Source organism: Nonomuraea sp. NPDC050786 (genome assembly GCF_040654115.1).
Taxonomy (GTDB): domain Bacteria; phylum Actinomycetota; class Actinomycetes; order Streptosporangiales; family Streptosporangiaceae; genus Nonomuraea.
On sequence record NZ_JBFAHJ010000046.1, the window covers coordinates 1 to 21,022 of the forward strand.

Genomic DNA, 21,022 nt, shown 5'->3' on the forward strand with positions numbered 1-21,022 from the left:
TCACCACGCGCCATGCCCATGGCTTATCAAGGCCAGACCACACCGCGCAGACGAATCCACAACCCTCTCGTGATCGGAACCCCGAACAGGCCCTAAGCGGGAGGCGGCCAAGGGGCCCGCGCTGGTGGACTTGCAGCTACCTGAGGGTCCCGGGCAGTTGCTCGCCGAGCACGCGCTGGTGCTGCATCTGGCGCTCAACGATGTCGCGGGCCGGGCAGGGCAGGATGGTGTGGATGTGAGCGTGGACGGGGAGGGACGGCTGCACGTGGCCAAGCTGGCCGCCCTCCCGGAGCCGCCGTCCCTGATCGACCTGCGCAAGCGGGTGCTCGCGATGCTACCGCGGGTGGACCTGCCCGAGCTGCTGCTGGAGGTGATGGGCCGCGTTCCGGAGTCCGAGGCCGCGTTCACCTCGGTGGCCGGCGGGGTGAGCAAGCTCACCGACTTCCACGTCTCGGTCGCGGCCTGCCTGACGGCCCAAGCGCTGAACATCGGGTACGCGCCGGTGGTGAAGGCGGGCACGCCGGCGTTGGAGCGCGGACGGTTGTCGCACGTGGTGCAGAACTACCTGTCGGCGGAGACCTGCACCCTGGCCACCGGTCCGCTCATCGACGAGCAGGGCAAGATCGGTTTCGCCCAGGCACTCGGCGGTGGGCTGGTCGCGGCGATCGACGGGAGGCGGTTCGTGGTCCCGCTGCCCTCGATCTACACCCGCCCGAACAAGAAGTACTTCGGCCGTTCGCGCGGTGTCACGTGGCTCAACATGATCAACGACCGTGGGGTGGGGCTCGGGGCGAAGGTCGTCACCGGGACCGTGCGCGACTCGCTCCACATGATCGATGTGGCGTTCCGGCGAGATGGCGGACCGCGCCTCGAGGTTCTGGTGACCGACACCGGATCTTACCGCGACGTCGTGTTCGGCCTGGTCCACCTGCTGGGCATGCAGAACCGGCCCGCGCTGGCCGACACATCCCCGATCAGAAGGGCTGGCGCGTCCAGGACGCCGGCTACGGCAGCCCGTCCCGGTTCGCGCGCGAAAGATCGACCTGGAACGGATCAAGCGACATTGGAGCGACATCCTGCGCGTCGTGGTGTCGATCTACACCGGCGAGATCCGCGCCTACGACGTGATGCGCATGATCCGGCGGCCGCGGACGTGGCCGAGGGCACCGTCCTCCTTTCCGACGCGGGCGTTCGGGCTGGTAGCCGCAGGAGGCGGTGCCCAGCAGAGGTCTATGCGTCCGGGCGAAGGGCTCGCATCAGCGCCGGAGATAGGTGAGGACGGCTTGGACGCGTTTGTGAACGGAGTCGTCGGTGCCCAGGGCGAGCTTGGCGAAGATGCGGTTGATGTGTTTGGCGACGGCGGCATCGCTGACGACAAGCGCTTCGGCGATGGCGGTGTTGGTCTTGCCTTCGGCCATGAGGGCGAGCACGTCGGTTTCGCGTGGGGTGAGTTCGTCGATGCGGGGGCGGTGGCGGAGCAGCTTGCGGACGACGTGGGGGTCGATGATCTCACCGCCGGAGGCGATGGTGTCGATGGTGGTGAGAAAGTCTTCGACGTTGCCGACGCGGTCCTTGAGCAGGTAGCCGATTCCGCCTTCGCCGGTGGTGAGGAGGTCGGCGGCGGCGCGGCCGGACACGATCTGCGAGAGGACGAGGATGCGGGTGGCGGGGTTCTCCTCGCGCAGGCGGCGGGCGGCTTGGATGCCCTCATCGGTGTGGGTCGGGGGCATCCGGACGTCGACGATGGACAGGTCCGGCTCGTGGACGCGCACGGCGTCCACGAGCGCGTCGGGGTCACCGACGGCGGCGACGACTTCGTGACCGGCGGCGTCGAGGAGACGGACGAGTCCTTCGCGGAGCAGAACGGAGTCCTCGGCTATGACGATGCGCATGGAACCTCCACGCTCACTCGGGTGGGCCCGCCTACGGGGCTGGAGAATGCGACGCGGCCCCCAGGGTCTCGATGCGGTCGATGACGCCGAGAAGCCCGGTTCCGCTTCCCAGTGAGGCGCCGCCGTGTCCGTCGTCCTCGACGGTGACGAGCAGGCTCTCCTGGCGCGTCGGCACCGCATGGATCGTCAATGTGGTGGCTCCGCTGTGCTTGGTGACGTTGGTGACCAGCTCGCTGACGGCGAAGTACAGCCCGACCTCGATGTCCGCAGGCAGATCCGGGGGGATGGTGAGGTCGATGTCGGCGGCGAGGCCGGCCCGCTCGGCACGTGACACGAGGTCGTCGAGCGCTTCGGCGAGGTCGTGCTCGCGCAGCGCCGACGGGTAGATGCCGTGAACGATGTCGCGCAGCTCGTCGACGGCCTGCTGGGCATCGGCGCTCGCCTGGTCGACCAGAGGGCTGATGTCGATGCCGCGATGTAGCTGGTACTTCATGGTGCCCAAAGTCATGACCAGGGAGGTGAGGCGTTGCTGCGCCCCGTCGTGGAGGTCGCGCTCGATACGTCGCCGCTCCTCATCGAACGCCGACGTGATGCGAGCGCGTGAACGCGTCACGTCGTCAATCCGCGGTCGCAGTTGTGCTGACGGTTCGCTGACGAGCATTCTGCACAGGTAGCGCTGGCCTTCCGCGGCCAGGGTCACGACGTACATGCCGGCGGCGAACAGGATGACGCCCAGCGACGCGAATCCGACCTGCGCCACCGGGTCGTCATTGACGGCCGAGGTCTGCAGATCGGTCACCGTGGTCACCGAGCCTGGATCAACGCCCAGTACGAGGAGCACGAACAGGGCGGCGCTCGCGGCGACCATCATGACCGGCATGAGCAGGGCGACCGATGCGAGTGCGACGTTCAGCAGTGACAGCGGCAGCAGCAGGGCGCCGTGCAGCAGCTCTGTCCAGGTCGATCGCTCGCCGGCCCGCAGGCGTGCCCTGCTCGTGAGTCCCTGTGCCGTACTGGGCACGTGCGGATTCGGCGTGGCGCGGCGGTCGATCCACCGAAGACGCCATCGTTCCACGTGACCAAGCGGCAGCCCCGCGAAAACGAGCAGCGGCCAGCACGTCACCAGCCACAAGGACGCGACCACGGGCGTGGCGGCGATGTAGGCCAGGGACCTCCATGGCCAGGACGTCACCAGCAACCGTGCCGGGTGCAGGCGCAGCGCGACACCTGGACTGTCGACCGGCGGCCGATCCGACGCACCGGCGGTCCCGGTTGAACCTGCCACGGCTCTCATTCTCGCGCGCTCACCTGAGGCTTCCCGAAGCGTCATCTCAACGCACCGCCTCCAACGCGTCCGCCTTCATGGCGGTACGGGCGGGGGCGAGCGTGCCGATCGCGGCGGCCAGGTAGGCGCACGCGACGATCACGAGGAAGGTCGCACCGGTGAACGGCAGCCAGATCGTATCGGTGAGCAGGTATCCGTACGCGACCATGGTCACCGCGGCGATGGCCGAGCCGGCGATGACCGCAGTGGTGGCGACCAGCAGGCATTCGACGAGGAGAGCACCCGCGATCTGCGAACCTCGTGCTCCCGCGAGCCTCAGTAGAGCGAACTCGCGCCGACGAGACATGGTGGAGCCGATCAGCACGTTGATGGCGGAGACGCCCGCATAGCCGCCCAGGATCGCCACCACCATGAGGATGATCCACTCGTCCTCGCCGGCCTGTGTGGCCACCTGTGCCAGATGCCCGTCCCGGTCCGTCGCGTGTGCGCCGGGCGCGACCGCGGCCAGCTCGTCGTTGATCGCCGCCAGTGTCGCGTCCTGGTCGGCTCCGGGCTCGAACGCGACGTACACGGCGGTCGCGAAGGGCTCCAGGAGATGTGGAGCGAGCATCGACAGTGGCACGATCATGTCGCTCACCCCCATCGGGTCCCGGTACGTCGTGCTCACCACCGCCGTGCCTGGTGCTCTGTCCGGGTACAGGAACCTGACCGTGTCACCGATCCGCCACCCTTCTCCTCGGCCACGAGCTGCGATACACCGATGCTGTGCTCACCGAACTCCGCCCAGGTTCCGGAGGTGACCTCGTAGGACAGCACCCGCTGGAAACCGGCGGGGTCGACACCGGTCACGGTCCCGTTCGAACGGGAGGTCGGCGGGTCGTCGATGACCAGGCGCGAGGAGATGCTCGCCGACGCCGCCTCGACTCCGGGCACCTGTTCGACCGCGTCGACGGCGCTCAACGGTACGCCGAGCTGGACGCCTCCGGCCACGACCGCATCTGCGGTGACCTGCTCGGCGTACATCCGGGAGCGTGCCTGATAGTTGGCGCTGTCTTGGAACAACAGCACGGCGCTGACCGCGACCAGCAGCGTCAGCGGAACCGACACACCCGCCGCCCGGCGAAGGTCGGAGCGGATCGATCTCTCCGCGAGGAATCCGCCGAAACACCGGCGCACGAGCGGACCGACCGGCACCAGCACGCCGCGCAACAGGTGCGGGCCGAGCAGGACCGCCGCCCCGTTGAGCAAGGGGAACGCGGTCACCACGAGCAGCATCGCGATCGCGCCACCGGGCGTCGGCACCGGACCGCCAAGGGCGAACGCTCCGGCCAGGCAGGCCACGGCCGCCGCCAGCAGCACCCCGCCGAACGCCGCCCGTGTGCGTCCCGCCTGACGGGCAGGGATCTTGGACTCGCGCAGCGCGTCGAGCGGTGCGATGCGCGTGGCGCGACGAGCCGGAAGCCACGCCGCCACGAGTGCCGAGACAACCGCCGCGCCCAATCCGGCCAGCAGCGCCACCGGCTCTGCGGTCACCTCCGAGCCCCGGGCCATGAGCCCCTGCCCGATGAAGAACCTCCGTGCCAGCTCAGCCAGGGCGATGCCGGCACCCGCGCCGATGACACCGCCGAGAGCGGCGATGAGGACCGCCTCCCAGACGACCATCCGCCGGATCAGCCGCGGCCGGGTACCGACGACACGCAACATCGCCAGCTCCCGGTGCCGCTGCCCGATCGAGACGGTCAAAGTGCTGGAGATGACGAACACGGCGATCGTCAGCGCCAGTAACGCGATGACCATCAGGAACTGGCCGGAGCCACCCGCGAGCTCTGCCTGACGCAGGTCGAGTTGAAGACTGCCGGCCCGTGCCTCATCGGCCACCACCCGCAGGCCGGGGACGGCGTTCCGCAGTGCCGCGATGTCCGTCGTAGACACCAGCGCCAGCACGGGCGCACCGCCGAACCTGGCGGCCGTATCCCCGGCGAAGAAGAGCGCATGCTCGAACTGCTCGCCCGCGCGCCGCGCGATGCCGCTGACGGTGAACTCGTGGGTGCCGGTCGCGAGCTGGATCCGGACCTCCTCCCCCACGCCGACGTCGCCGGCCACTGCCACGGACTCGTCGATCACTACAGCGTCGGCGGCTGTGGGCTCACTCCCGTCGACCAGTGAGGCGCCGTCCGCGATCGCGGTCGACCATGGATGCCCCCACGAGCGGGTGAAGGCGTTGCCGACCAAGGTGCCGTCCGACGCCACGAGGTAGGCCGGGAACGGGGTTTCCACGGCGGTCGAGGTCACGCCTGGAGCGTCACGAATGGCGTCGATCTGTTGCTCGGTCAGCCGGGGCATCGCGGGCAGGTCGAGCGTGAGACCGCTCTTCAGCCTTATGCTCGCCGGTGGCATCACCACCGCGTCCACCGCCGCGAAGCGCCAGCTCGTCACACTGGCCGCGCCCTGCCGGTCCTGGGCGTCGGCGATCAGGAGGGTCGCCGTGACGAGGGAGGCCCCCACCACGACCGAGATCAGCGCCGCCAGGATCGCCTGCTTGCGGCCTGCCAGGCTCCGCCACGCCAACGTGATCACGCGGCCGGCCTTCCCGGCGCCAGGCGACGCAACACGTCCTCGGCCGACGGATCGTGGACCTCGTCCACGATCCGTCCGTCGCGCAGGAACACCACCCGGTGCGTGTGCGCGGCGGCCGCGGGATCGTGCGTCACCATCACCACCGTCTGCCCGAGTTGATCGACCGCGAGCCGCAGGAACCTCAGGACCTCACCGCCCGTGTGGGAGTCCAGGTTCCCGGTTGGCTCGTCGGCGAACACCACGGCCGGGCGGTGCGCCAGCGACCGGGCAATCGCCACCCGCTGCTGCTGACCGCCGGACAGCTCGCTCGGGCGATGCCCCAGACGCTCGCCCAGCCTCAGTACCCGCACCAGATGCGCCATCCACTGCCGATCCACCCGAGGGCCGCCGATCCGCTCGCCCAGGGTGATGTTCTCCTCTGCGGTCAACGTCGGAATGAGGTTGAACGCCTGGAAGACGAACCCCAGCCGATCCCGCCGCAGCGACGTCAACTGCCCGTCCGACAGCCGCGCCAGATCGGTCCCCCCGATCAGCACCGACCCCGACGTCGGCCGTTCTAGACCCGCCAGGCAGTGCAGCAGCGTCGACTTCCCAGACCCCGACGGCCCCATGATCGAGGTGAACCGGCCCGCCTCGAACCCCACGGAAACCCGGTCCAGAGCCGTCACCAGCGAACTCTGGCGGCCGAACGTGCGCGTCAGATCGACCGCGTGGACAACAGGCGGCTGCCCGGCATCACTTGGAACCTCACCTGAATGCGAAGACGAAGAAGACATGCCTCCATCACACGTGAGGTACCCCACGCGGCGCGATCAAGCCGGCAACCCTCTTCGAGGTAACCCAGGCGTTACCACCCAGGTCAGCGCGGAGCCGTCCCTAGCCGACGCTCCCGGTGGCACTCACCGCTACTGGGCGGCTGGGGGCGCGTCCGGGAGTAGAACGCTCAACACGCCGATGAGGCACGCCGACTCGTAGTCGCCGGTAGCTCAGACGACCACCGACCATAACTGGGTGTGCCCGCAGGCCGCCAGCTATGACCTGTGCAAATCTCCCGGCACCACACGCCTGAACGAAAAGTCACGGTAAGCCACTCAACTCTCCTCTGCTAACGGGACTTTTCGTCCGGATGCTCGTCATGCCCCGGAACCTGATCCGTTACGACGGCACCGGGCGCCATCTGGTGCTCTCGGGGAACTTCGATCCGCCGAGCAGAGTCGACGACGGGCAGATCACGCCCTTGATCCGCCCCGGATCTCCCGATGCCCAGCTCTTGGCGGCCACGCCAGAGGTACAGGCGGTCTGGTAGCCAGCCCGTCCGTCACGTCCGCTGCGGCGCTGCGGAGTGCCTCCAGTACGAGCCCGACCCGTGGCAGGCGGGCGTCGCCGGTCCGGGTGTAGGCCGCCACCGTGCGGTCGAGGCGTTCCGCCAGCGGGTGCAGGCTGATCCCCTCGGTGTCGCGGGGCAGTGCCATGCGGGGGATGAGCGCCATCCCGGCCTCGGCGGCCACCAGCGCGCTCAGCACGGAGAAGTCGTTGGCGGTCACGATCGTGCGGGGCACGAAACCGGCCGCGCCACAGGCCCGGCGGGTCATCTCGTGGCAGGAGGTCTCGGCGCCGGGCATCAGCCAGTGCTCGTGTGCGAAGTCCGTCAGGTGGACCGGCTGCCCGGGGCTCAGCCCGCGGCTGGAGGCCAGGGCGGTGGGCATGGCCAGCAGCACAGGCTCGTCCATGAGGTGGTGCTGGCGGCATCCGGGCGGTAGCTCGCGCGGCAACAGGCTGTAGGCGTGGACGATGGCGATGTCGACCTCCCGGCGGCGCAGCGCCTCGGCCGCCGGATCGGGCTCGCACTCGGTGATGCGCAACTCCGGTGCGGGTGCGCCGTCAGCCAGCATCCGGCGCCACAGGCGGGGCATCAGCACCCGGGCGGCCGAGGAGAACACCGCCAGCCGCACCAGGCCCTGGCCGCCCTCCTGGAACGCGCGCAGGTCGGCCTCGACGGTGGCGAGCTGCCCGAGGATGACCTCGGCGTGCTCGGCCAGCAGGGTGCCCGCCGGGGTGAGCCGCAACCGGCGTCCCTGTTTTTCCAGCAGCGGTAGCCCGGCCTCGCGTTCCAGCGCGGCCAGTTGTTGTGACACCGCCGGCCCGCTGAGGTGCCGGGCCTCGGCGGTCGCTGTCACGGTGCCATAGATCTGCAGGTCACGCAGGAGACGCAGGCGACGGAGATCCAACACGTAAGCAATCCTTCTCGATTTGAGAGAAAAGTTTAACTGGACCTTTCTGATACTAGGCTGAATGCTGCCGAGGGTGAAGCCACCGATCTCACTGCGCCTGACGTCCCTGGTCTCGACGGTTGTGCTCTGGGCGTCGGCCTTCCCCGCCATCCGGGTCGGCGTCGATGGCCTGGGCGTCGGCGGGCTGTCGTTCTGGCGGCTGGCCGTCGCCTCCATCGCGCTGGCCCTGGTCAGCCCGCTCCTGGGGGTCCGGCTGCCGGACCGGCGCGACCTTCCGCTGATCGCGCTGTGCGCCTTCACCGGGATGAGCGCCTACCAGTTGCTGCTCAACTGGGGCGAAGTGTACGTCCCGGCCGGAACCGCCAGCCTGCTCATCGCCACCGCGCCGGTGTTCAGCGTGCTGCTGGCCTCGATCTTCCTCGGGGAACGCCTCTCGGCGGCGATCGTGGCCGGCACTGTCACGGCCCTGGCCGGCGTGGCGCTCATCGCCTACGCCGCCGGCTCCGCGCAGGTCACCGCCAGCGCGCTGGTGATCCTCGCGGCGGCTGTCGTCCAAGGCGTCTACCACTTCGCCACCAAACCGCTGCTGAAGCGGTATACCGGCCTGGAGGTCGCCTGCTACGCGATGTGGGCGGGCACGCTGTTCCTGGCCCCGCTGGCGCCCAGTGCCGTGCGCGACCTGCTCCATGCCCCGCCCGATGCCGCCGTGTCCATCCTCTACCTCGGCCTGCTTCCCTCCGCGCTCGGCTTCGTCACCTGGGGGTACGCGGTCGCCCGGTACACCATCGCGCAGTCCACGGCAGCCCTGTATCTGGTCCCGCCGATCGCCATCGGGGTAGCGTTCGTGTGGCTGGGAGAGATACCCGGCCCGATCGAACTCGTCGGCGGACTGATCAGTACGGCCGGCGTCATCCTGATCCGCCGGCATTCGGCACGTCAGGCCGCTGTTCCGGAGCCATCCTCTCCCCTCCTCGACAAGGCCGAGAGGTAATCGGCGGACGGACGACGCCTGCCGCTTCGTTGCGCAACGGCGGTAGCGGATCACATCGTCTGGGGCCATCGGCCTGGCCCCGTCGGACGAGGAGATGTTCGACATGACGTGCCGGCTGCTGAAGAGCTCTCCCCTCGTCCTGCTCTTCGACGACCTCGGCCAGAATCTCGACGGCACAGGCTTCCTGGACCCGGGCTTCGGTGAGGTGTTCGAGCGGCTTTGCCAGGCCGCCGACCGTGGCCGTGTGCTGGCGACCAGCCGGATGCCGCTGCCGCCGGCCGTGGCCGAGCGGCTCGGGACCTTATGTCTCGGCCAGCCGGACCTCGACGCGGGAATGGAACTGGCGGCCGGACTGCCCTACCTGTTCACCCTGGATCCGTTCACCAGGGAGCGGGTGGCCCGCACGGCCGCCGCGCATCCCCGATCCCTGCACCTGCTCGACGCCTGGCTGTCCGCGAACCAGGGGGGCATAGGGCCCCGGCTCGCGGCCGTGCCCCCCGGGGCCGCGCCGCTCGGCCCGGTCATGGCCGACCTGACGGCGCAACAGCGCGAGATCCTGCTCCAGGCCGCGATCTCCATGGTCCCCGTCACCGCACACGACCTGGCCGTCGGTTCAGTGACCTGTTGAACTTCCCTCTGGACATCGCCGACAGCATGGAGGCGGATACTGAGTACCGGAGTGATGGCGCTCCTCGGAGAGGTCGTGCCGTGCGTGCCCGCGCCCTCACCCACCCACAGCGCGACGAGGCCAGATTCACCCTCGGCGCCACGTACGACACCTGCGGTCAGGCCCGCTTCGCCGCTGGCGACCTGCCCGCCGCCGAGGCCGTGCTCACGGCCGCCGTGGGCGTCTACCACGAGCTCGCGGCCGAGCACCCGGCTTTCATGGAGGCGGACCAGCGGCTCGCCGGCTCGCTGCAGCACCTCGGCGAGGTGTACCGGGCGCTCGACCTGCCGGAGCAGCACCGGCGCCGGAAAAGGCGCCGGCTGAATCCTGCCGACGCGCACTCGCTGGGGTCGCACAGACGTCTGGAGGTCGAGGGCCCATGCACTTGCATCGAGTTCCCTCATGCGCAATAGTTGGTTTTATCAAACCAACCTTTTGGGGACGGTGTGCGGATGGAACACGTGTCGGCCGGCAAAGACGGTCTCACCCGCTCGCAGCGTGAGGCCGTCGACGGGGTGGCGGCGGCGCTGGCCACAGTGGGCAACTGGATGTTCTCTCCGGCCACGCGGCGCAAAATCATGGCGTCCTCCGGGCTGGAGCTGTCCTTGGGCGACTACACCCTGCTGGCCCAGGTGTCGCTGCACGCGCCGGTGCGGCTGTCGGTCCTCGCTGAGCTGATGGAGGTGGACAAGTCCACGCTGTCGCCTCCGGCCAAACGCCTGGAGTCACGCGGCTTCATCGAGCGTCGGCCCGATCCGGCCGATGCTCGGGCACAACTGGTGAGCGTCACGCGGGCGGGCAAGCTCGCCATCAGCAAACTCTGGAAGGCACGCACGGCAGCCGTCGCCGCCCTGCTGACGGAGTGGGAGACGGCTGACATCGAGCAACTGGCCGCCAGCCTCGGCGCACTCAGCGAAGCGATCAAAAAGGGGCCATGAGCCCATCACGGTTCCGTCGTCCCACCTGCGCCGGGACGTAGACCTGCGCACATGTGGAAGTCCGGACACAGACAAGCCCGGTACCGCCGCTGCTCCACACCCTCTCGGCTCGTGGCATCGTGCTGCCGCACGCCCCCGTCGTCGCGCACACCCTCCTGCCTCTCCACCAAGGAAGTGATGTCACATGCGTGCCGTTGTGCTGCACGAATTCGGGCCACCGGCCCACCTGCGCGTCGCCGACGTACCCACGCCGAGGCCGGCTGCAGGCGAGGTCGCGGTGCGGGTGGCCGCGGTCGGGGTCCAGTTCCTGGAGACGCAGGTCCGCGCGGGAACGATGCGCGGCGCGCTCGGCGGCGCGTCCCTGCCGGTGATCCTCGGCAAGGAGATCGCTGGAGTGGTCGCCGACGTAGGCCCCAACGGCGATCCCGCCCTGCTTGGAGCGCGGGTCCTGGCCAGCACCACGGGCTTGGGCGGGTACGCCGAGACCGCCGTCGTCCCCACCGGCACTCTCATCCCGGTCGGCGACGGCATCGGACTGCCCGAGGCCGTCGCCCTCTACCGGTACGGCGCCACGGCGCAGGGCTTGATCAGGGCGGCCCGCCTGCGTGCCGGTGACCGGGCCCTGGTGCTGGCGGCCGCGGGTGCCGTCGGCACGGTCCTGGTGCAGTTGCTCAAGCGGGCCGGGGCGACGGTCGTCGCGGCGGCGCGCGGGGAGCACAAGCTCGCCCTGCTCGGCAAGCTGCATGCCGACCACGTGGTGGACTACACGCTCCCCGGCTGGACGGGCCGGGCTCGTGACGCCGCAGGCGGTTCGATGGACGTGGTCTTCGACCATGTCGGCGGAGCGCTCGGGCGAGAATCGTTCGAACTGCTCACACCGGGCGCCGGACGCCAGATCGTGTTCGGCCTCTCCAGCGGTACGCCGCTGGAGGTCCGGCCCATGGAACTCATCGGCCGGGGCCTGACTCTGACGGGGTTCAGCGCGGGTCTCATCTGGAGCAATCCCGTCCTCGCCCGTGACCTGGTGACCGAGGTCCTGGAAATGGCCACGGCGGGACAGCTCACGCCGGTGATCGGCCAACGCTTCCCTCTGGAGCGGGCAGCCGACGCGCATGCCGCCATCGAGACGCGCGGCACCGTCGGCAAGACCCTGCTCATCCCCTGACCGAATCCCTGAAGCGCCCCTCCGGCCCGTCATGGGTATCGGGGCGAACGTTCAAGATAGTTACCAGCAAGGAGTTACCTGTCATGTCCGCTTTCCCCAGGATCTTTGTGGCCGGCGCCACCGGACTGCTCGGCGGCCAGATCGTCCGGGCCCTTCTCGACCAGGGTGCCCCCGTCCGGGCCCTGGTGCGGCCCGGTACCAGCGAGGAGAAGAAGAGGGCCCTGATCGCCCTGCGGGCCGGCAGCTTGGAGGTGGTCGAGGGCGACATCACCGATCCGGTCGAGCGACTGGCCGGGGCCATCGGCGACGCTGCCATCGTGATCTCGGCCGTCCAGGGCGGCCGCGAAGTGATCGTGGACGGGCAGGCCAACCTCGTGCGCGCCGCGGAGAAGGCCGGCGCCCAGCGGTTCATCCCGTCCGACTTCGCCATCGACGTGACCAAGCTGGACGACGGCGACAACTTCATGATCGACTGGCGGCGGCAGGCCGCCGCCGCGTACGCCGGCACCAGTCTCGACGTGGTCTCCGTGCTCAACGGCGCCTTCTACGAGGTGATGACCGGCTTCATGGGGCTCATCGACTGGGAGCAGGGCACCCTGTCCCACTGGGGAGACCCCGACCAGCCGCTCGACCTGACCTCGGTGGCCGACACCGCCGCCTATACCGCCGCCATCGCCCTCGACCCGGCCGCCACCGGCACGCTTCGCTTCGCCGGTGAGGTCATGTCGATGCGCCAGTTCCACGAAGCCGTCCAGCGCGGCGCCGGCCGTACCCTGCGGCTGCGGCACCTCGGCACCGCCGACGACCTGCGCACGGAGATCACCCGTCAGGCGGCACAGACGCGGAACCCGTTCGACTACGTGGCGCTGCAGTACCAGTGGTGCATGGTGAGCGGCAAGGCCAAGTTCGAAAGCCTGGACAACGCGAGGTACCCGCAGGTCACGCCTCTGCCGCTGGCCGACTTCGTACGCCTCACCGCACCCGCGCTCTGACGCGACGCAGGCCGGTACGCGATCACCACCGGCGGACCGCGTACCGGCTTGCCATCGGTCGACACCATGCCAGGCCCGCCGCGGAAGCCCCAACGCGACGGCGCGCGACGCGTGCTACACGTCGAGCATCAGGGCCCGGTGGTCCGACACTTCGGGCGCGGTCGCGATCTCGAAGCGCCGGACGGCGTCGAGGTCGGAGACGAGCAGGTAGCTCGCATGACGTACCGGCTTGGGGTAGCGCGAGGTCCTGGTGTCAGCGTCGCGCACCAGGTCGGTCAGGCCGAGCTTGGCGAGGATGCCGAACGTCTCGCTGTCGGGCAGCACGTTGAAGTCACCGCACACCACCGTCAGATCGCCGTCCTCGCGGACCTCGGTGACGAGGTCCGCGAGCCGTTCGGCCTGGGCGCGGCGGGCCGGGGTGTCGGTCTTCCCCCGGGCGTCCCGCAGGCCGTGGAGGTTGACGACGGTGACGAACCGTCGCGCCCGACGGTCGAAGACGCGTACGGCCAGAGCGGCGCGGGGCCGCCCGTCGGCAGGCCATCCGTCGTGGTGCTCGGCGTAGCGGCCGTGCACGAACGCCGATCGCATGCCGACGATCGCGAACGTCTCGGCGACGAAGGTGGCGAGGCCGAAGTCCTGGCGGCGCGAGCGTTCCTGGTCCAGGACCGATCCCGAGTCGCTCACCGTGAACAGGCCGAGGTGACGGGGAAGGCGCGAGCGCACGTCGGCGAGCAGGTCCGCTCGCTGCGGCAGCGACCGCTCGGCGTCGTCGAAGCGCGTCCAGCCGCCGGCGCCCGGGGTGCGCGTCACCTCTTGCAGGCACAGGATGTCGGCGTCACAGTTGTCGAGCCAGGGGGCGAGTCGATCGAACATCGCGCCTCCCCAGGCGTTGAGAGAGATGATTCGCACGGCTACGAACCCTAGATCAAGGCCGGCCCCGGCAGCCGAAGGCGGCCGGGGTGGGCGCCCTGGAGCAGGTGAACTCGACGCCGGGCGCGTCCACCAGCGCCCTCGAGATGCGGTCGCGCAGCTCCCGGCCGAGTCCTCGGCGTCCAGGGATGAGGTTCGGCCTGCTGCCGCCGGCCCCTTCTGATAGTTCAGGCCGGGCGCGAAGAGGAGGGGGCGGCAGGCCGGTCAGGCGGCCGATCCGGTGCGATCGCCGCGATCGAGGGCGGCGTCGGTGCGGGCGCCGGACAGGATGGCGTCGAGCAGCCCGGGATAGCGGGCGTCCAGGTCCTCGCGCCGCAGAACGAGCAGGTTCTCCCGGCCCGAGGGCCGCTGCCAGATGACGCCGCTGTCGCGCAGCACCCGCCAGTGATGGGTCATGGTGGACTTCGCGGTGATGCCCAGCGTGTTCAGGACGCTGGTGCAGTTGTGCTCGCCGCCGGCGTCGAGGATGCGGACGGCGGCCAGGCGCACGGCGTTTCCCAGTGCCGACAGCACGTCTTCGATGCGGATCTGGTCGCGGTCGGGATGACGGAAGGCCATGGTCCAATTGTACCGGGATCATCGAACAATGCGCCGCGCTGTGGCATAGTTCGAATGTACGTATATCTACGTACATTCGTTTCGTGGGGCGGGCCGCCGCATGCCCGCCACCGGTTCCCTCCGAAGGGCGATCCATGTCCACACCCACCGCGCCGCCCGCACCATCCCCGGGCGACGCCAAGCCGCGACTCGGCCTGACCCTGGCGTTGCTCGCCCTGGCCCAGCTCATCTACGCGCTCGACCTCAACATCGTGTTCGTCGCGCTCCCGCAGATCGGCGCCGACCTGGGCTTCCCCGGCCAGACCCAGCAGCTCGTGGTCAGCGCCTACGTCGTCTTCGCCGGCGGCTTCCTGCTGTTCGGCGGCCGGGCGGCCGACCTGCTCGGCCGCCGCCGCATCTTCGTGCTCGCCCTGACCCTGTACGCCGTGTCCTCGCTGGCCGGCGGGCTGGCCACGAGCCCGGCTGTCATCATCGCCGCCCGCGCGATCCAGGGCATCGGCGGAGCGCTGCTGCTGCCCTCCACACTGGCGCTGCTGAACAGCCTGTTCGCCGAAGGCCCGCAACGCAACCGCGCGCTGGCGGTCTGGGGCGGCGCCGGCGCCAGCGGGCTGACCATCGGCGCGCTGCTCGGCGGCCTGCTCACCCAGAACTTCGGCTGGCCCGCCGTCTTCTTCGTCAACGTTCCCCTGGCCGGGCTGGTCGCGCTGGCCGCCCTGGCCGTCATCCCGCGCGACCCGGCCAGGGCAGAGCGGCGCAGGTTCGACGTCCCCGGCGCGCTGACCGTCACCGGCGGCTCGACCCTGCTCGTCTTCGCCCTGGTCGAAGGGCCCGAGCTGGGCTGGGGCAGCCCCCTGGTCGTCGGCGCCTTCGTGCTGGCCGCCGCGCTGCTGGTGGTCTTCGCGCTGGTCGAGGCCCGCAGCGCCGACCCGCTCATGCCGTTCCGGCTGTTCCGCAACCGCAGCCTCACCGTCGGCATGCTGGTCACCTTCATCTACATGGCCACCTTCGGCGTCCTGCCGTACTTCCTCACCGTGCTGATGCAGAGCATCCACGGCTACAGCGCCCTGCAGACCGGCCTGGCCTTCCTCATCCCCTCCCTGGCCATCGCGGCCGGCACCCAGGCCGGCGAGCGGCTGGCCACCCGGCTCGGCACGCGCGCCACCCTGCTGATCGGCTTCGCCATCGGCGTGCCCGGCACCGCCGTCCTCGCCCTCGGCTTCGACGCCGAGGCCGGCTACGGGCTGCTGATACCCGGCCTCATCATCTCCGGCCTCGGCCAGGGCATCGTCTGGACCGCCATGTGGATCGCCGCCGCCACCGGCACCCCCGCCCACGAGCAGGGCGTCGCCAACGGCATCGCCTCCACCGCCCTCAACATCGGCAACGCCATCGGCCTGGCCGTCTTCACCGTCATCGCCGACCTCGGCACCGACGGCAAGACCGGCCAGGCCCTGCGCGCCGCCACCGCCGACGGCGAGTTCCTCGTCGTCCTTCTCACCGCGGCCGGGATGATCACCGGCCTGTTCATCACGCTCACCCTGTCACGCCCCAGCCGCGACGCCGCGCCGAGCGACGGATCCCCCGTGATCACCGGTTGACCGCAACGAGCGCGGCGAACGATGGCCGGAGCACCCGGCACAGCCGGCAGGTGCTCCGGCCGCCTCTTGACCCACCGCATGGGCGGTCGCTCGGTCTCGGCGTGCTCCAGGAGAACGTTGAGCCTGGGACGTCGTGGGAGTCGAGGGCGTGACCTGCGTCGACCTGGGGCCCGCGCGGGTACCGACGCCCTGCCCTGAGGGCGGAGGGAGCACGGCCTGGCCTTGGTCCGGGGGCCCGGGACTCTACTGACGGGTAGCTACGCTAAGGACGGACCCCTGGTACTGATCTTGAACTCCCGTGACGAAGTGCCCGTGTTCGCATTCCCGGTGTGCGAGGCGAAGGCATGAACCATCAACCGGTCCGAGGCCGTGACTCGCCCGTGCCCGACCTGCCGGTCCACTGGCCCAGGGACCGACGACACGGTGGGCGCCCTGTGGACCGAGAACGGGGTGATGATCGAGTAGTTCCACGCCGCGAACTGCGCGGACTATCTCGCGATCTTACAGGCTTGATACGGAGCCCGACCGGAGTGGAGTCAGGCTGCCGTCCCAGCTGGCTCCGCCTCGGCCAGGGCCCGGTAGACGCTGGCCACCGAGGGGTGCCGGCCCTTGTTCTTGCCGGTGGGGATGACCAGCTTGCGAGCGATGTCGGGCACGGCAACGCCGCGCTCGCGCAGCGACCGCGCGTAGGCGATCATGTCGTCGTCGAACACCTTCGGCCGCCCGCCGTGACGGCCGCGCTCGCGGGCTGAGGCCTGGCCTTCGAGGAACTTCTCGCGCACGTACTCCTGTTCGGATTCGGCCATCCCGGCGGAGAAGGCGAACTATGCCGCGCCGTGCCCGCAGGGGTTGTAGATGCCCTGCAGCGGCCCAGTCAGCAACTCCAGTTCGATGTCGTGGTGGCGCAGGTCCTCGGCGATGGCCAGCAGTTCGGCGGCGCCGCAGCCCAGGCGCTTCATCTCGTGCACGGTGAGGATCACCCGCTGGTGCGGGACGGCCTGCTTGATGGTGCGGGCGTAGTTCATCGCCTTGATGACCTCCGGCCGTACCTTGATGCGCGTGCTGATCTTCTCGGCGAAGATCGGTTCGCAGCCCGCCTGCTTCAGGGCGTCGAGCTGGCTGTCCAGCTCCTGCTGCGCGGTGCTGCACCGGGCATAGCCGACCCGGGTCGGCCTGGCCGCGGGCGCCGGTGCCGACGCGTCCACCGCCGGGCCCGCCTGCCAGACGCGGCCCGGCCTGCGCTCGGCCAGGGTGCGCACCTCCAGCTCGGTACGCAGCTGCGGCACCAGCATGAAGCGCGGCGTGTGGTACTTGGGCGCGACCTTTCCACCCCGGGTCCGGCAGGCGCTGCCCGCCGGTGCCGCACACATCGGGCAGTCGAAGGCTTCGACGGCGGCGGCAGGATCGGCGAGCTCGGTCATGTCGCAGAACCTACCGCAGGCGATGTTCTGAGAAGACAGTTTTGCGAGAGGTTCTGAGAACGAAGATCGAGGATAAACCGGACATGGTCCCGGCGTCTGATCATCTTCTCCGAACTGACCATTTCTGAGAACACAAACAGTCAGGACCACTACACAGAGCTACCATGCGTCCGATCGCTCCGACCCGAGTGGTGGGCCCAGACGATGGTGGCGGGCGGTCGGCCTACGACTCCGCAGGAACATTTGTCCAAGACTGATAGTCAACCGCCCATGCATAGTTTCCGCATGAATGAGTACGACATTGAGCACTCGCATGGGATGCACGTGGTCCATGACGGCCCGCGGCAGGCGCCGCCGTTGTTGCTCATCCACGGATCGGGGGCCTCGGGCGGCTTCTGGGGCCCGGTGGTCCCGGCGCTGGCCGGCCACCATCATGTTATCCGGGTGGACCTTCCGGGTTGCGGCCAGTCCCCGCCCGCGCCGTCGTATGACGTGCCTGCGCAGGCGGGCCAGGTGGCGGCGCTGCTGGACGACCTAGGCCTTCGTCACGTCGCCGTGGTCGGGCACTCCAGCGGCGGCTACGTCGCCACCGCGCTTGCCGAGCAACGTCCCGACCTCGTGGGTTCGCTTGCGTTGATCAGTAGCGGCCCGAGCCCGGATGCGCTCCTCCGGCAGCCGTTCATCCTTCGGGTGCTGCTGGCCCCGCCGTTGGGCCCGCTCCTGTGGTCGAGGCGTTCGGATGCGATGATCCGCAAGGGGATCAGCGCGACGGCCGTTCGCCCGGTGGACCTCCCGGACGACGTGGTCGCCGACGTGCGGGGGATCACCTACCGCGTGATGAGGACGGTGCTGCGCCGGAACACCGCCTACATCGCCGAACGGAGCATGCCGGAGCGGCTCGCCGCCCTCCAGGTCCCCGTGCAGGTGATCTTCGGCGCTGCCGACCCCCGTTGGGAGCCGTCGTCGGCGCACCGGTACGACGCGGTGCCGGACGCACGGGTCGAGGTGCTGCCCGGCGTCGGGCACCTACCCATGCTGGAAGCGCCAGAGATGGTCGGCAAACTGTTGCTGAGCTTCACGGCAACGGGCCGCCGACAACCCATGATCCCCGATGCCTAGACTGGCTATGTGTTGCCGACCGGTACGCCACCCGGCCGGGCGTGGGTGGACGTCGCGGTCCCGCGCCCGTCGGTTCGGCTGCCGGGGGTCAGCATGGCCGGGTTCCGCCATCGTGCCCCGGCCTTGGTGGACATCTCCATGGTCGCGTACCCGTCCGTCACCCTGCTCGTCGATCTGAGCGAGGGAGAAGGCGTCGTCTACGAAACCCATGGCCGGCACGAGCGCGGCAGTGTCGTCGTCGGGCTCCTCCCCGGCGATCTCCGGGCAACTGGCTGGGGAGTCGGCGAGTGCCTCCAGATCCGCCTGGATCCGGTCACGGCAGCTGCGTTGTTCGGCGCATCGACCGAGCTCAGCGGGACGGTAGCAGCCCTTGCGGAGGTCTGGGGCCGCGACGCCGAGCGAGCCGAGGACAGGCTGCGCGCCGCCGCGTCGTGGGACGAACGCTTCACCATCGCGGTGGACATCCTCAGCCGACGGCTGGGCGCCCACCCACCGGTCGATCCGCAGGTCGCCCACGCCTGGCGGCGGACGCTCACCAGCCGGGGGCGGGTGCGGGTCGACGGCCTGGCGGACGAGGTCGGCTGGAGCCGCAAGCGCCTGTGGTCCCGTTTCCGGTCCCAGCTCGGCATCACCCCCAAACGCGCCGCCCGGCTGGTGCGCTTCGACCACGCCGCCCACCTGCTCGCGGCGGGTCACGCCGCCGCCCGCGTTGCCGGCGAGAGCGGCTACGTCGACCAGTCCCACCTGCACCGGGAGGTCGCGACGTTCGCCGGGCTCACGCCCACGGCCCTGGCCGCCGCGCCGTGGCTCGCGGTCGACGATGTCGCGTGGCCGACTTCATCGCCCGCCGGCGCAAGCACGCCCTCCTGCGAACGCCCGCCCAGACCCCGCCGAGACACGAGCGCGCGCGGGCGACGGTGTTGAGGAACAAGGTCAGCCGCTGGTCGCACCGCAGAGGGCCGACGTCGCTACGAGGTTGAAGCGTCTGCATATTCGCGGCCCGCTCGTGCCGGACGGCTCGGACGACCGCCGATCAGGCCGAGATGAACGGCTCCGTCAGGTGCGGTGTCGCCAGGTGCAGTGTGGTGCCGGTCTCGTGGCCGAGCATGCGCTTCCTTGAGTGCCTGGCCGCCTCAGGGTCGAGCTCGTGCGAGTAGGCGAGCTCGGGGTGGAGCAGTTGGAGCGCGTGCACCAGGAGGTCGCCGGTGACGAGCGCCAGCTCGCGCCCGTCGGCGACCAGCACGCTCTGGTGACCGGGCGTGTGGCCGGGCGTGGCGACCGCGCGCCCGGCGCGCAGCGGCGTGTCCCCGTCGAGGAGCCGGAGCTGACCGGCCGCCGAGAGCGGGTCGGTGAGGGTCTCGCGTAGCTGCGGATTGAGCGCGTCGAGCGCGTCGAACTCGGCCCGCTGGAGCAGGTATTCGGCGTTCGGGAAGTAGGGGCGGCGGTCGCCGGTCGCGCTGCCGGACGTAGGGGCGCCATCCACCGCGCCGCCCATTGACGGGACAGCCGCCTCGGTCACGACCGCCCATCCGACGTGGTCGGTGTGCAGGTGCGTGAGCACCACGGTGTCGACCTCGGCCGGATCTATGTTCGCGGCGGCGAGCGACTCGGGGAGCACGCCGGGCACGGGCGCCCACGAGACGGCGGGGCCGTCCGCCGGGCCGATTCCGGCGTCCACGAGGGTGAGGCTCTTATCGCTGCGGATCGCGTATGCGCGGAACTGGAGCCGCCAGCGACCCTCGGCGTCGACCGCGCCCGGGTCGTACCGGTCGGCCTCGGCCCACTGACCGGCCGTGGCCTCAGGGAAGGCCTCGGCGCGCGGGGAGAAGAACGGGCCCTCGCCATCGGCGAGGGCGATGATCTCGGTCGAGCCGATCCGCAGGTGAGGAACGCTTAGGGACATGGCCGCGATCCTGCCATGCCATGGACGCGACTGATCATTCGCCCTGCCACCAGCACCTGAACGTGCTGCGCTCGCGGACCACGGCCTGTGCGGTCCGCTCCTTGCCCCGTACGACAGGGCACGCCCACGCGCGGGAGGTCCTCACGGACCTGGAAGCCGCCGCGCTAACGCCGCTGACCGTTCCATTGCTGCTCGCCCCCGTTCTTCAGGCGCGGGACCGTCCGGCACTGACTGTTCGAGAACGGCTGTTCGGGCATTGTGCGGCTCGATTCGACCCGCCCGAAAGACCAGAAACACCCGCATGCTCACCATGGTTGGTCGCGGGCGGCCAGCCCGTGCTTGGTGATGAGCGCGGCCAACGCGGTGCGCAGCACGATGATCCGGGCGGCGGCGTCCGTGCCGTAGATCCCGACCGTCACGGTGGTCTCGGTGGCGTGGAAGGTGGTGCGGCGCTGTTCGGCGGCGCTGCGCGCGGCCGCAAGGATCCGGCCGCGCAGCCGCATCGCCTTTCGCGGGTCGCCTTCGCGGTCCGGGCCGTCGATGGTCAGGTAGGCCAGGAACAGAGGATCCGGGGCGGTGTCGATGCTGCCGGGCCCGGGTTCGGCCTCCAGCGCACGCCGCAGTTCGGCACGCTCGGCAGGGGTCAGGGGCCGCCGTCCGAGCAGGTCGGGCCATCCGTCGGAGCGGGACGGCAGGGTGAATCCGGGCCCAGCCCGTGCCGCGTCCGGGCCCGGAGTGACGTCGTCGCTCACCAA

21 protein-coding genes and 1 pseudogene are annotated in these 21,022 nt (G+C 70.1%); 10 read left to right on the forward strand and 12 right to left on the reverse strand.

All coding sequences use genetic code 11. The features are described from left to right. Positions 1–331: 331 nt before the first annotated feature. Positions 332–958 (forward strand): annotated as a pseudogene (locus AB0H84_RS48935) (Tn3 family transposase); the annotation flags it as partial. Positions 959–1,256: 298 nt separating this feature from the next. Here AB0H84_RS48935 and AB0H84_RS48940 read toward each other — a convergent pair. The 6 genes from AB0H84_RS48940 to AB0H84_RS48965 all read right to left on the reverse strand — a co-directional run bounded on the left by AB0H84_RS48940 (position 1,257) and on the right by AB0H84_RS48965 (position 7,985). After that, positions 1,257–1,892 (reverse strand): response regulator transcription factor, encoded by a 636-nt coding sequence (locus AB0H84_RS48940; RefSeq protein WP_357620505.1) that lies wholly within the window; start codon positions 1,890–1,892, stop codon positions 1,257–1,259. A 31-nt stretch (positions 1,893–1,923) separates the two neighbouring features. Next, positions 1,924–3,015 (reverse strand): sensor domain-containing protein, encoded by a 1,092-nt coding sequence (locus AB0H84_RS48945; RefSeq protein WP_357620620.1) that lies wholly within the window; start codon positions 3,013–3,015, stop codon positions 1,924–1,926. 208 nt (positions 3,016–3,223) lie between these two features. After that, entirely contained in the window at positions 3,224–3,844 is a 621-nt protein-coding gene (locus tag AB0H84_RS48950; RefSeq protein WP_357620507.1) for an ABC transporter permease, read from the reverse strand. Beyond that, on the reverse strand, positions 3,841–5,754 hold the full coding sequence (locus AB0H84_RS48955; protein WP_357620509.1) for an ABC transporter permease: 1,914 nt from the start codon (positions 5,752–5,754) through the stop codon (positions 3,841–3,843). The genes AB0H84_RS48950 and AB0H84_RS48955 overlap by 4 nt, the downstream gene beginning before the upstream one ends. Next, complete coding sequence (locus AB0H84_RS48960; protein ID WP_357620622.1) at positions 5,751–6,530, reverse strand: ABC transporter ATP-binding protein; 780 nt, start codon at positions 6,528–6,530, stop codon at positions 5,751–5,753. Before AB0H84_RS48960 ends, AB0H84_RS48955 begins: the two co-directional genes overlap by 4 nt. Positions 6,531–6,983: 453 nt before the next feature. Continuing rightward, a complete protein-coding gene (locus AB0H84_RS48965; RefSeq protein ID WP_357620511.1) occupies positions 6,984–7,985 on the reverse strand; it encodes a LysR family transcriptional regulator in 1,002 nt (333 codons plus the stop codon). Positions 7,986–8,058: 73 nt separating this feature from the next. Between AB0H84_RS48965 and AB0H84_RS48970 the strand changes: the two genes are divergently transcribed. The 6 genes from AB0H84_RS48970 (at position 8,059) to AB0H84_RS48995 (ending at position 12,738) form a co-directional block, all read left to right on the forward strand. Further along, a complete protein-coding gene (locus tag AB0H84_RS48970) occupies positions 8,059–8,976 on the forward strand; it encodes a DMT family transporter (RefSeq protein ID WP_357620513.1) in 918 nt (305 codons plus the stop codon). Between the two features lie 94 nt (positions 8,977–9,070). Beyond that, entirely contained in the window at positions 9,071–9,604 is a 534-nt protein-coding gene (locus AB0H84_RS48975; RefSeq protein ID WP_357620515.1) for a hypothetical protein, read from the forward strand. A gap of 80 nt (positions 9,605–9,684) precedes the next feature. Beyond that, the gene (locus AB0H84_RS48980; RefSeq protein WP_357620517.1) at positions 9,685–10,056 is read left to right on the forward strand and encodes a hypothetical protein; all 372 of its coding nucleotides are present in this window, start codon (positions 9,685–9,687) and stop codon (positions 10,054–10,056) included. A 39-nt stretch (positions 10,057–10,095) separates the two neighbouring features. Beyond that, positions 10,096–10,581 (forward strand): MarR family transcriptional regulator, encoded by a 486-nt coding sequence (locus tag AB0H84_RS48985; RefSeq protein WP_357620519.1) that lies wholly within the window; start codon positions 10,096–10,098, stop codon positions 10,579–10,581. Positions 10,582–10,765: 184 nt separating this feature from the next. Next, the gene (locus AB0H84_RS48990; RefSeq protein ID WP_357620521.1) at positions 10,766–11,746 is read left to right on the forward strand and encodes a zinc-binding dehydrogenase; all 981 of its coding nucleotides are present in this window, start codon (positions 10,766–10,768) and stop codon (positions 11,744–11,746) included. A gap of 83 nt (positions 11,747–11,829) precedes the next feature. Further along, positions 11,830–12,738 carry an NmrA family NAD(P)-binding protein gene (locus AB0H84_RS48995; RefSeq protein WP_357620523.1) on the forward strand — a complete coding sequence of 303 codons (909 nt, stop codon included), beginning with the start codon at positions 11,830–11,832 and terminating at the stop codon, positions 12,736–12,738. Between the two features lie 114 nt (positions 12,739–12,852). Here AB0H84_RS48995 and AB0H84_RS49000 read toward each other — a convergent pair whose 3' ends face one another. Both AB0H84_RS49000 and AB0H84_RS49005 read right to left on the reverse strand, forming a co-directional pair. Continuing rightward, complete coding sequence (locus tag AB0H84_RS49000; RefSeq protein WP_357620525.1) at positions 12,853–13,647, reverse strand: endonuclease/exonuclease/phosphatase family protein; 795 nt, start codon at positions 13,645–13,647, stop codon at positions 12,853–12,855. A gap of 225 nt (positions 13,648–13,872) precedes the next feature. Continuing rightward, positions 13,873–14,226 (reverse strand): helix-turn-helix domain-containing protein, encoded by a 354-nt coding sequence (locus AB0H84_RS49005; protein ID WP_357620527.1) that lies wholly within the window; start codon positions 14,224–14,226, stop codon positions 13,873–13,875. A 134-nt stretch (positions 14,227–14,360) separates the two neighbouring features. Between AB0H84_RS49005 and AB0H84_RS49010 the strand changes: the two genes are divergently transcribed. Next, the gene (locus AB0H84_RS49010; protein ID WP_357620529.1) at positions 14,361–15,824 is read left to right on the forward strand and encodes an MFS transporter; all 1,464 of its coding nucleotides are present in this window, start codon (positions 14,361–14,363) and stop codon (positions 15,822–15,824) included. Positions 15,825–16,360: 536 nt separating this feature from the next. Here the strand turns inward: AB0H84_RS49010 and AB0H84_RS49015 are convergent. Both AB0H84_RS49015 and AB0H84_RS49020 read right to left on the reverse strand, forming a co-directional pair. Further along, on the reverse strand, positions 16,361–16,630 hold the full coding sequence (locus tag AB0H84_RS49015; protein ID WP_357620531.1) for a hypothetical protein: 270 nt from the start codon (positions 16,628–16,630) through the stop codon (positions 16,361–16,363). Between the two features lie 18 nt (positions 16,631–16,648). Then, the gene (locus AB0H84_RS49020; RefSeq protein WP_357620533.1) at positions 16,649–17,245 is read right to left on the reverse strand and encodes a recombinase family protein; all 597 of its coding nucleotides are present in this window, start codon (positions 17,243–17,245) and stop codon (positions 16,649–16,651) included. 285 nt (positions 17,246–17,530) lie between these two features. On the opposite strand from AB0H84_RS49020, the gene AB0H84_RS49025 reads away from it, so the two are divergent. Together AB0H84_RS49025 and AB0H84_RS49030 are read left to right on the forward strand one after the other, a co-directional pair. Further along, entirely contained in the window at positions 17,531–18,364 is an 834-nt protein-coding gene (locus tag AB0H84_RS49025; RefSeq protein ID WP_357620535.1) for an alpha/beta hydrolase, read from the forward strand. Positions 18,365–18,373: 9 nt separating this feature from the next. Beyond that, a complete protein-coding gene (locus AB0H84_RS49030; protein WP_357620537.1) occupies positions 18,374–19,288 on the forward strand; it encodes a helix-turn-helix domain-containing protein in 915 nt (304 codons plus the stop codon). A gap of 109 nt (positions 19,289–19,397) precedes the next feature. On the opposite strand, the gene AB0H84_RS49035 is transcribed toward AB0H84_RS49030, so the two are convergent. Further along, complete coding sequence (locus tag AB0H84_RS49035) at positions 19,398–20,267, reverse strand: MBL fold metallo-hydrolase (protein WP_357620539.1); 870 nt, start codon at positions 20,265–20,267, stop codon at positions 19,398–19,400. Positions 20,268–20,572: 305 nt separating this feature from the next. Then, on the reverse strand, positions 20,573–21,019 hold the full coding sequence (locus tag AB0H84_RS49040; RefSeq protein ID WP_357620541.1) for a hypothetical protein: 447 nt from the start codon (positions 21,017–21,019) through the stop codon (positions 20,573–20,575). Between the last annotated feature and the right edge of the window lie 3 nt (positions 21,020–21,022).

Coding starts and splice junctions, on each gene's coding strand:
- AB0H84_RS49020 (WP_357620533.1), bottom strand. CDS start 17,245: ATGACCGAGCTCGCCGATCCTGCCGCCGCCGTCGAAGCCTTCGACTGC.
- AB0H84_RS49035 (WP_357620539.1), bottom strand. CDS start 20,267: ATGTCCCTAAGCGTTCCTCACCTGCGGATCGGCTCGACCGAGATCATC.
- AB0H84_RS49005 (WP_357620527.1), bottom strand. CDS start 14,226: ATGGCCTTCCGTCATCCCGACCGCGACCAGATCCGCATCGAAGACGTG.
- AB0H84_RS49015 (WP_357620531.1), bottom strand. CDS start 16,630: ATGGCCGAATCCGAACAGGAGTACGTGCGCGAGAAGTTCCTCGAAGGC.
- AB0H84_RS48990 (WP_357620521.1), top strand. CDS start 10,766: ATGCGTGCCGTTGTGCTGCACGAATTCGGGCCACCGGCCCACCTGCGC.
- AB0H84_RS48975 (WP_357620515.1), top strand. CDS start 9,071: ATGTTCGACATGACGTGCCGGCTGCTGAAGAGCTCTCCCCTCGTCCTG.
- AB0H84_RS49010 (WP_357620529.1), top strand. CDS start 14,361: ATGTCCACACCCACCGCGCCGCCCGCACCATCCCCGGGCGACGCCAAG.
- AB0H84_RS48995 (WP_357620523.1), top strand. CDS start 11,830: ATGTCCGCTTTCCCCAGGATCTTTGTGGCCGGCGCCACCGGACTGCTC.
- AB0H84_RS48960 (WP_357620622.1), bottom strand. CDS start 6,530: ATGTCTTCTTCGTCTTCGCATTCAGGTGAGGTTCCAAGTGATGCCGGG.
- AB0H84_RS49025 (WP_357620535.1), top strand. CDS start 17,531: ATGAATGAGTACGACATTGAGCACTCGCATGGGATGCACGTGGTCCAT.
- AB0H84_RS48940 (WP_357620505.1), bottom strand. CDS start 1,892: ATGCGCATCGTCATAGCCGAGGACTCCGTTCTGCTCCGCGAAGGACTC.
- AB0H84_RS48985 (WP_357620519.1), top strand. CDS start 10,096: ATGGAACACGTGTCGGCCGGCAAAGACGGTCTCACCCGCTCGCAGCGT.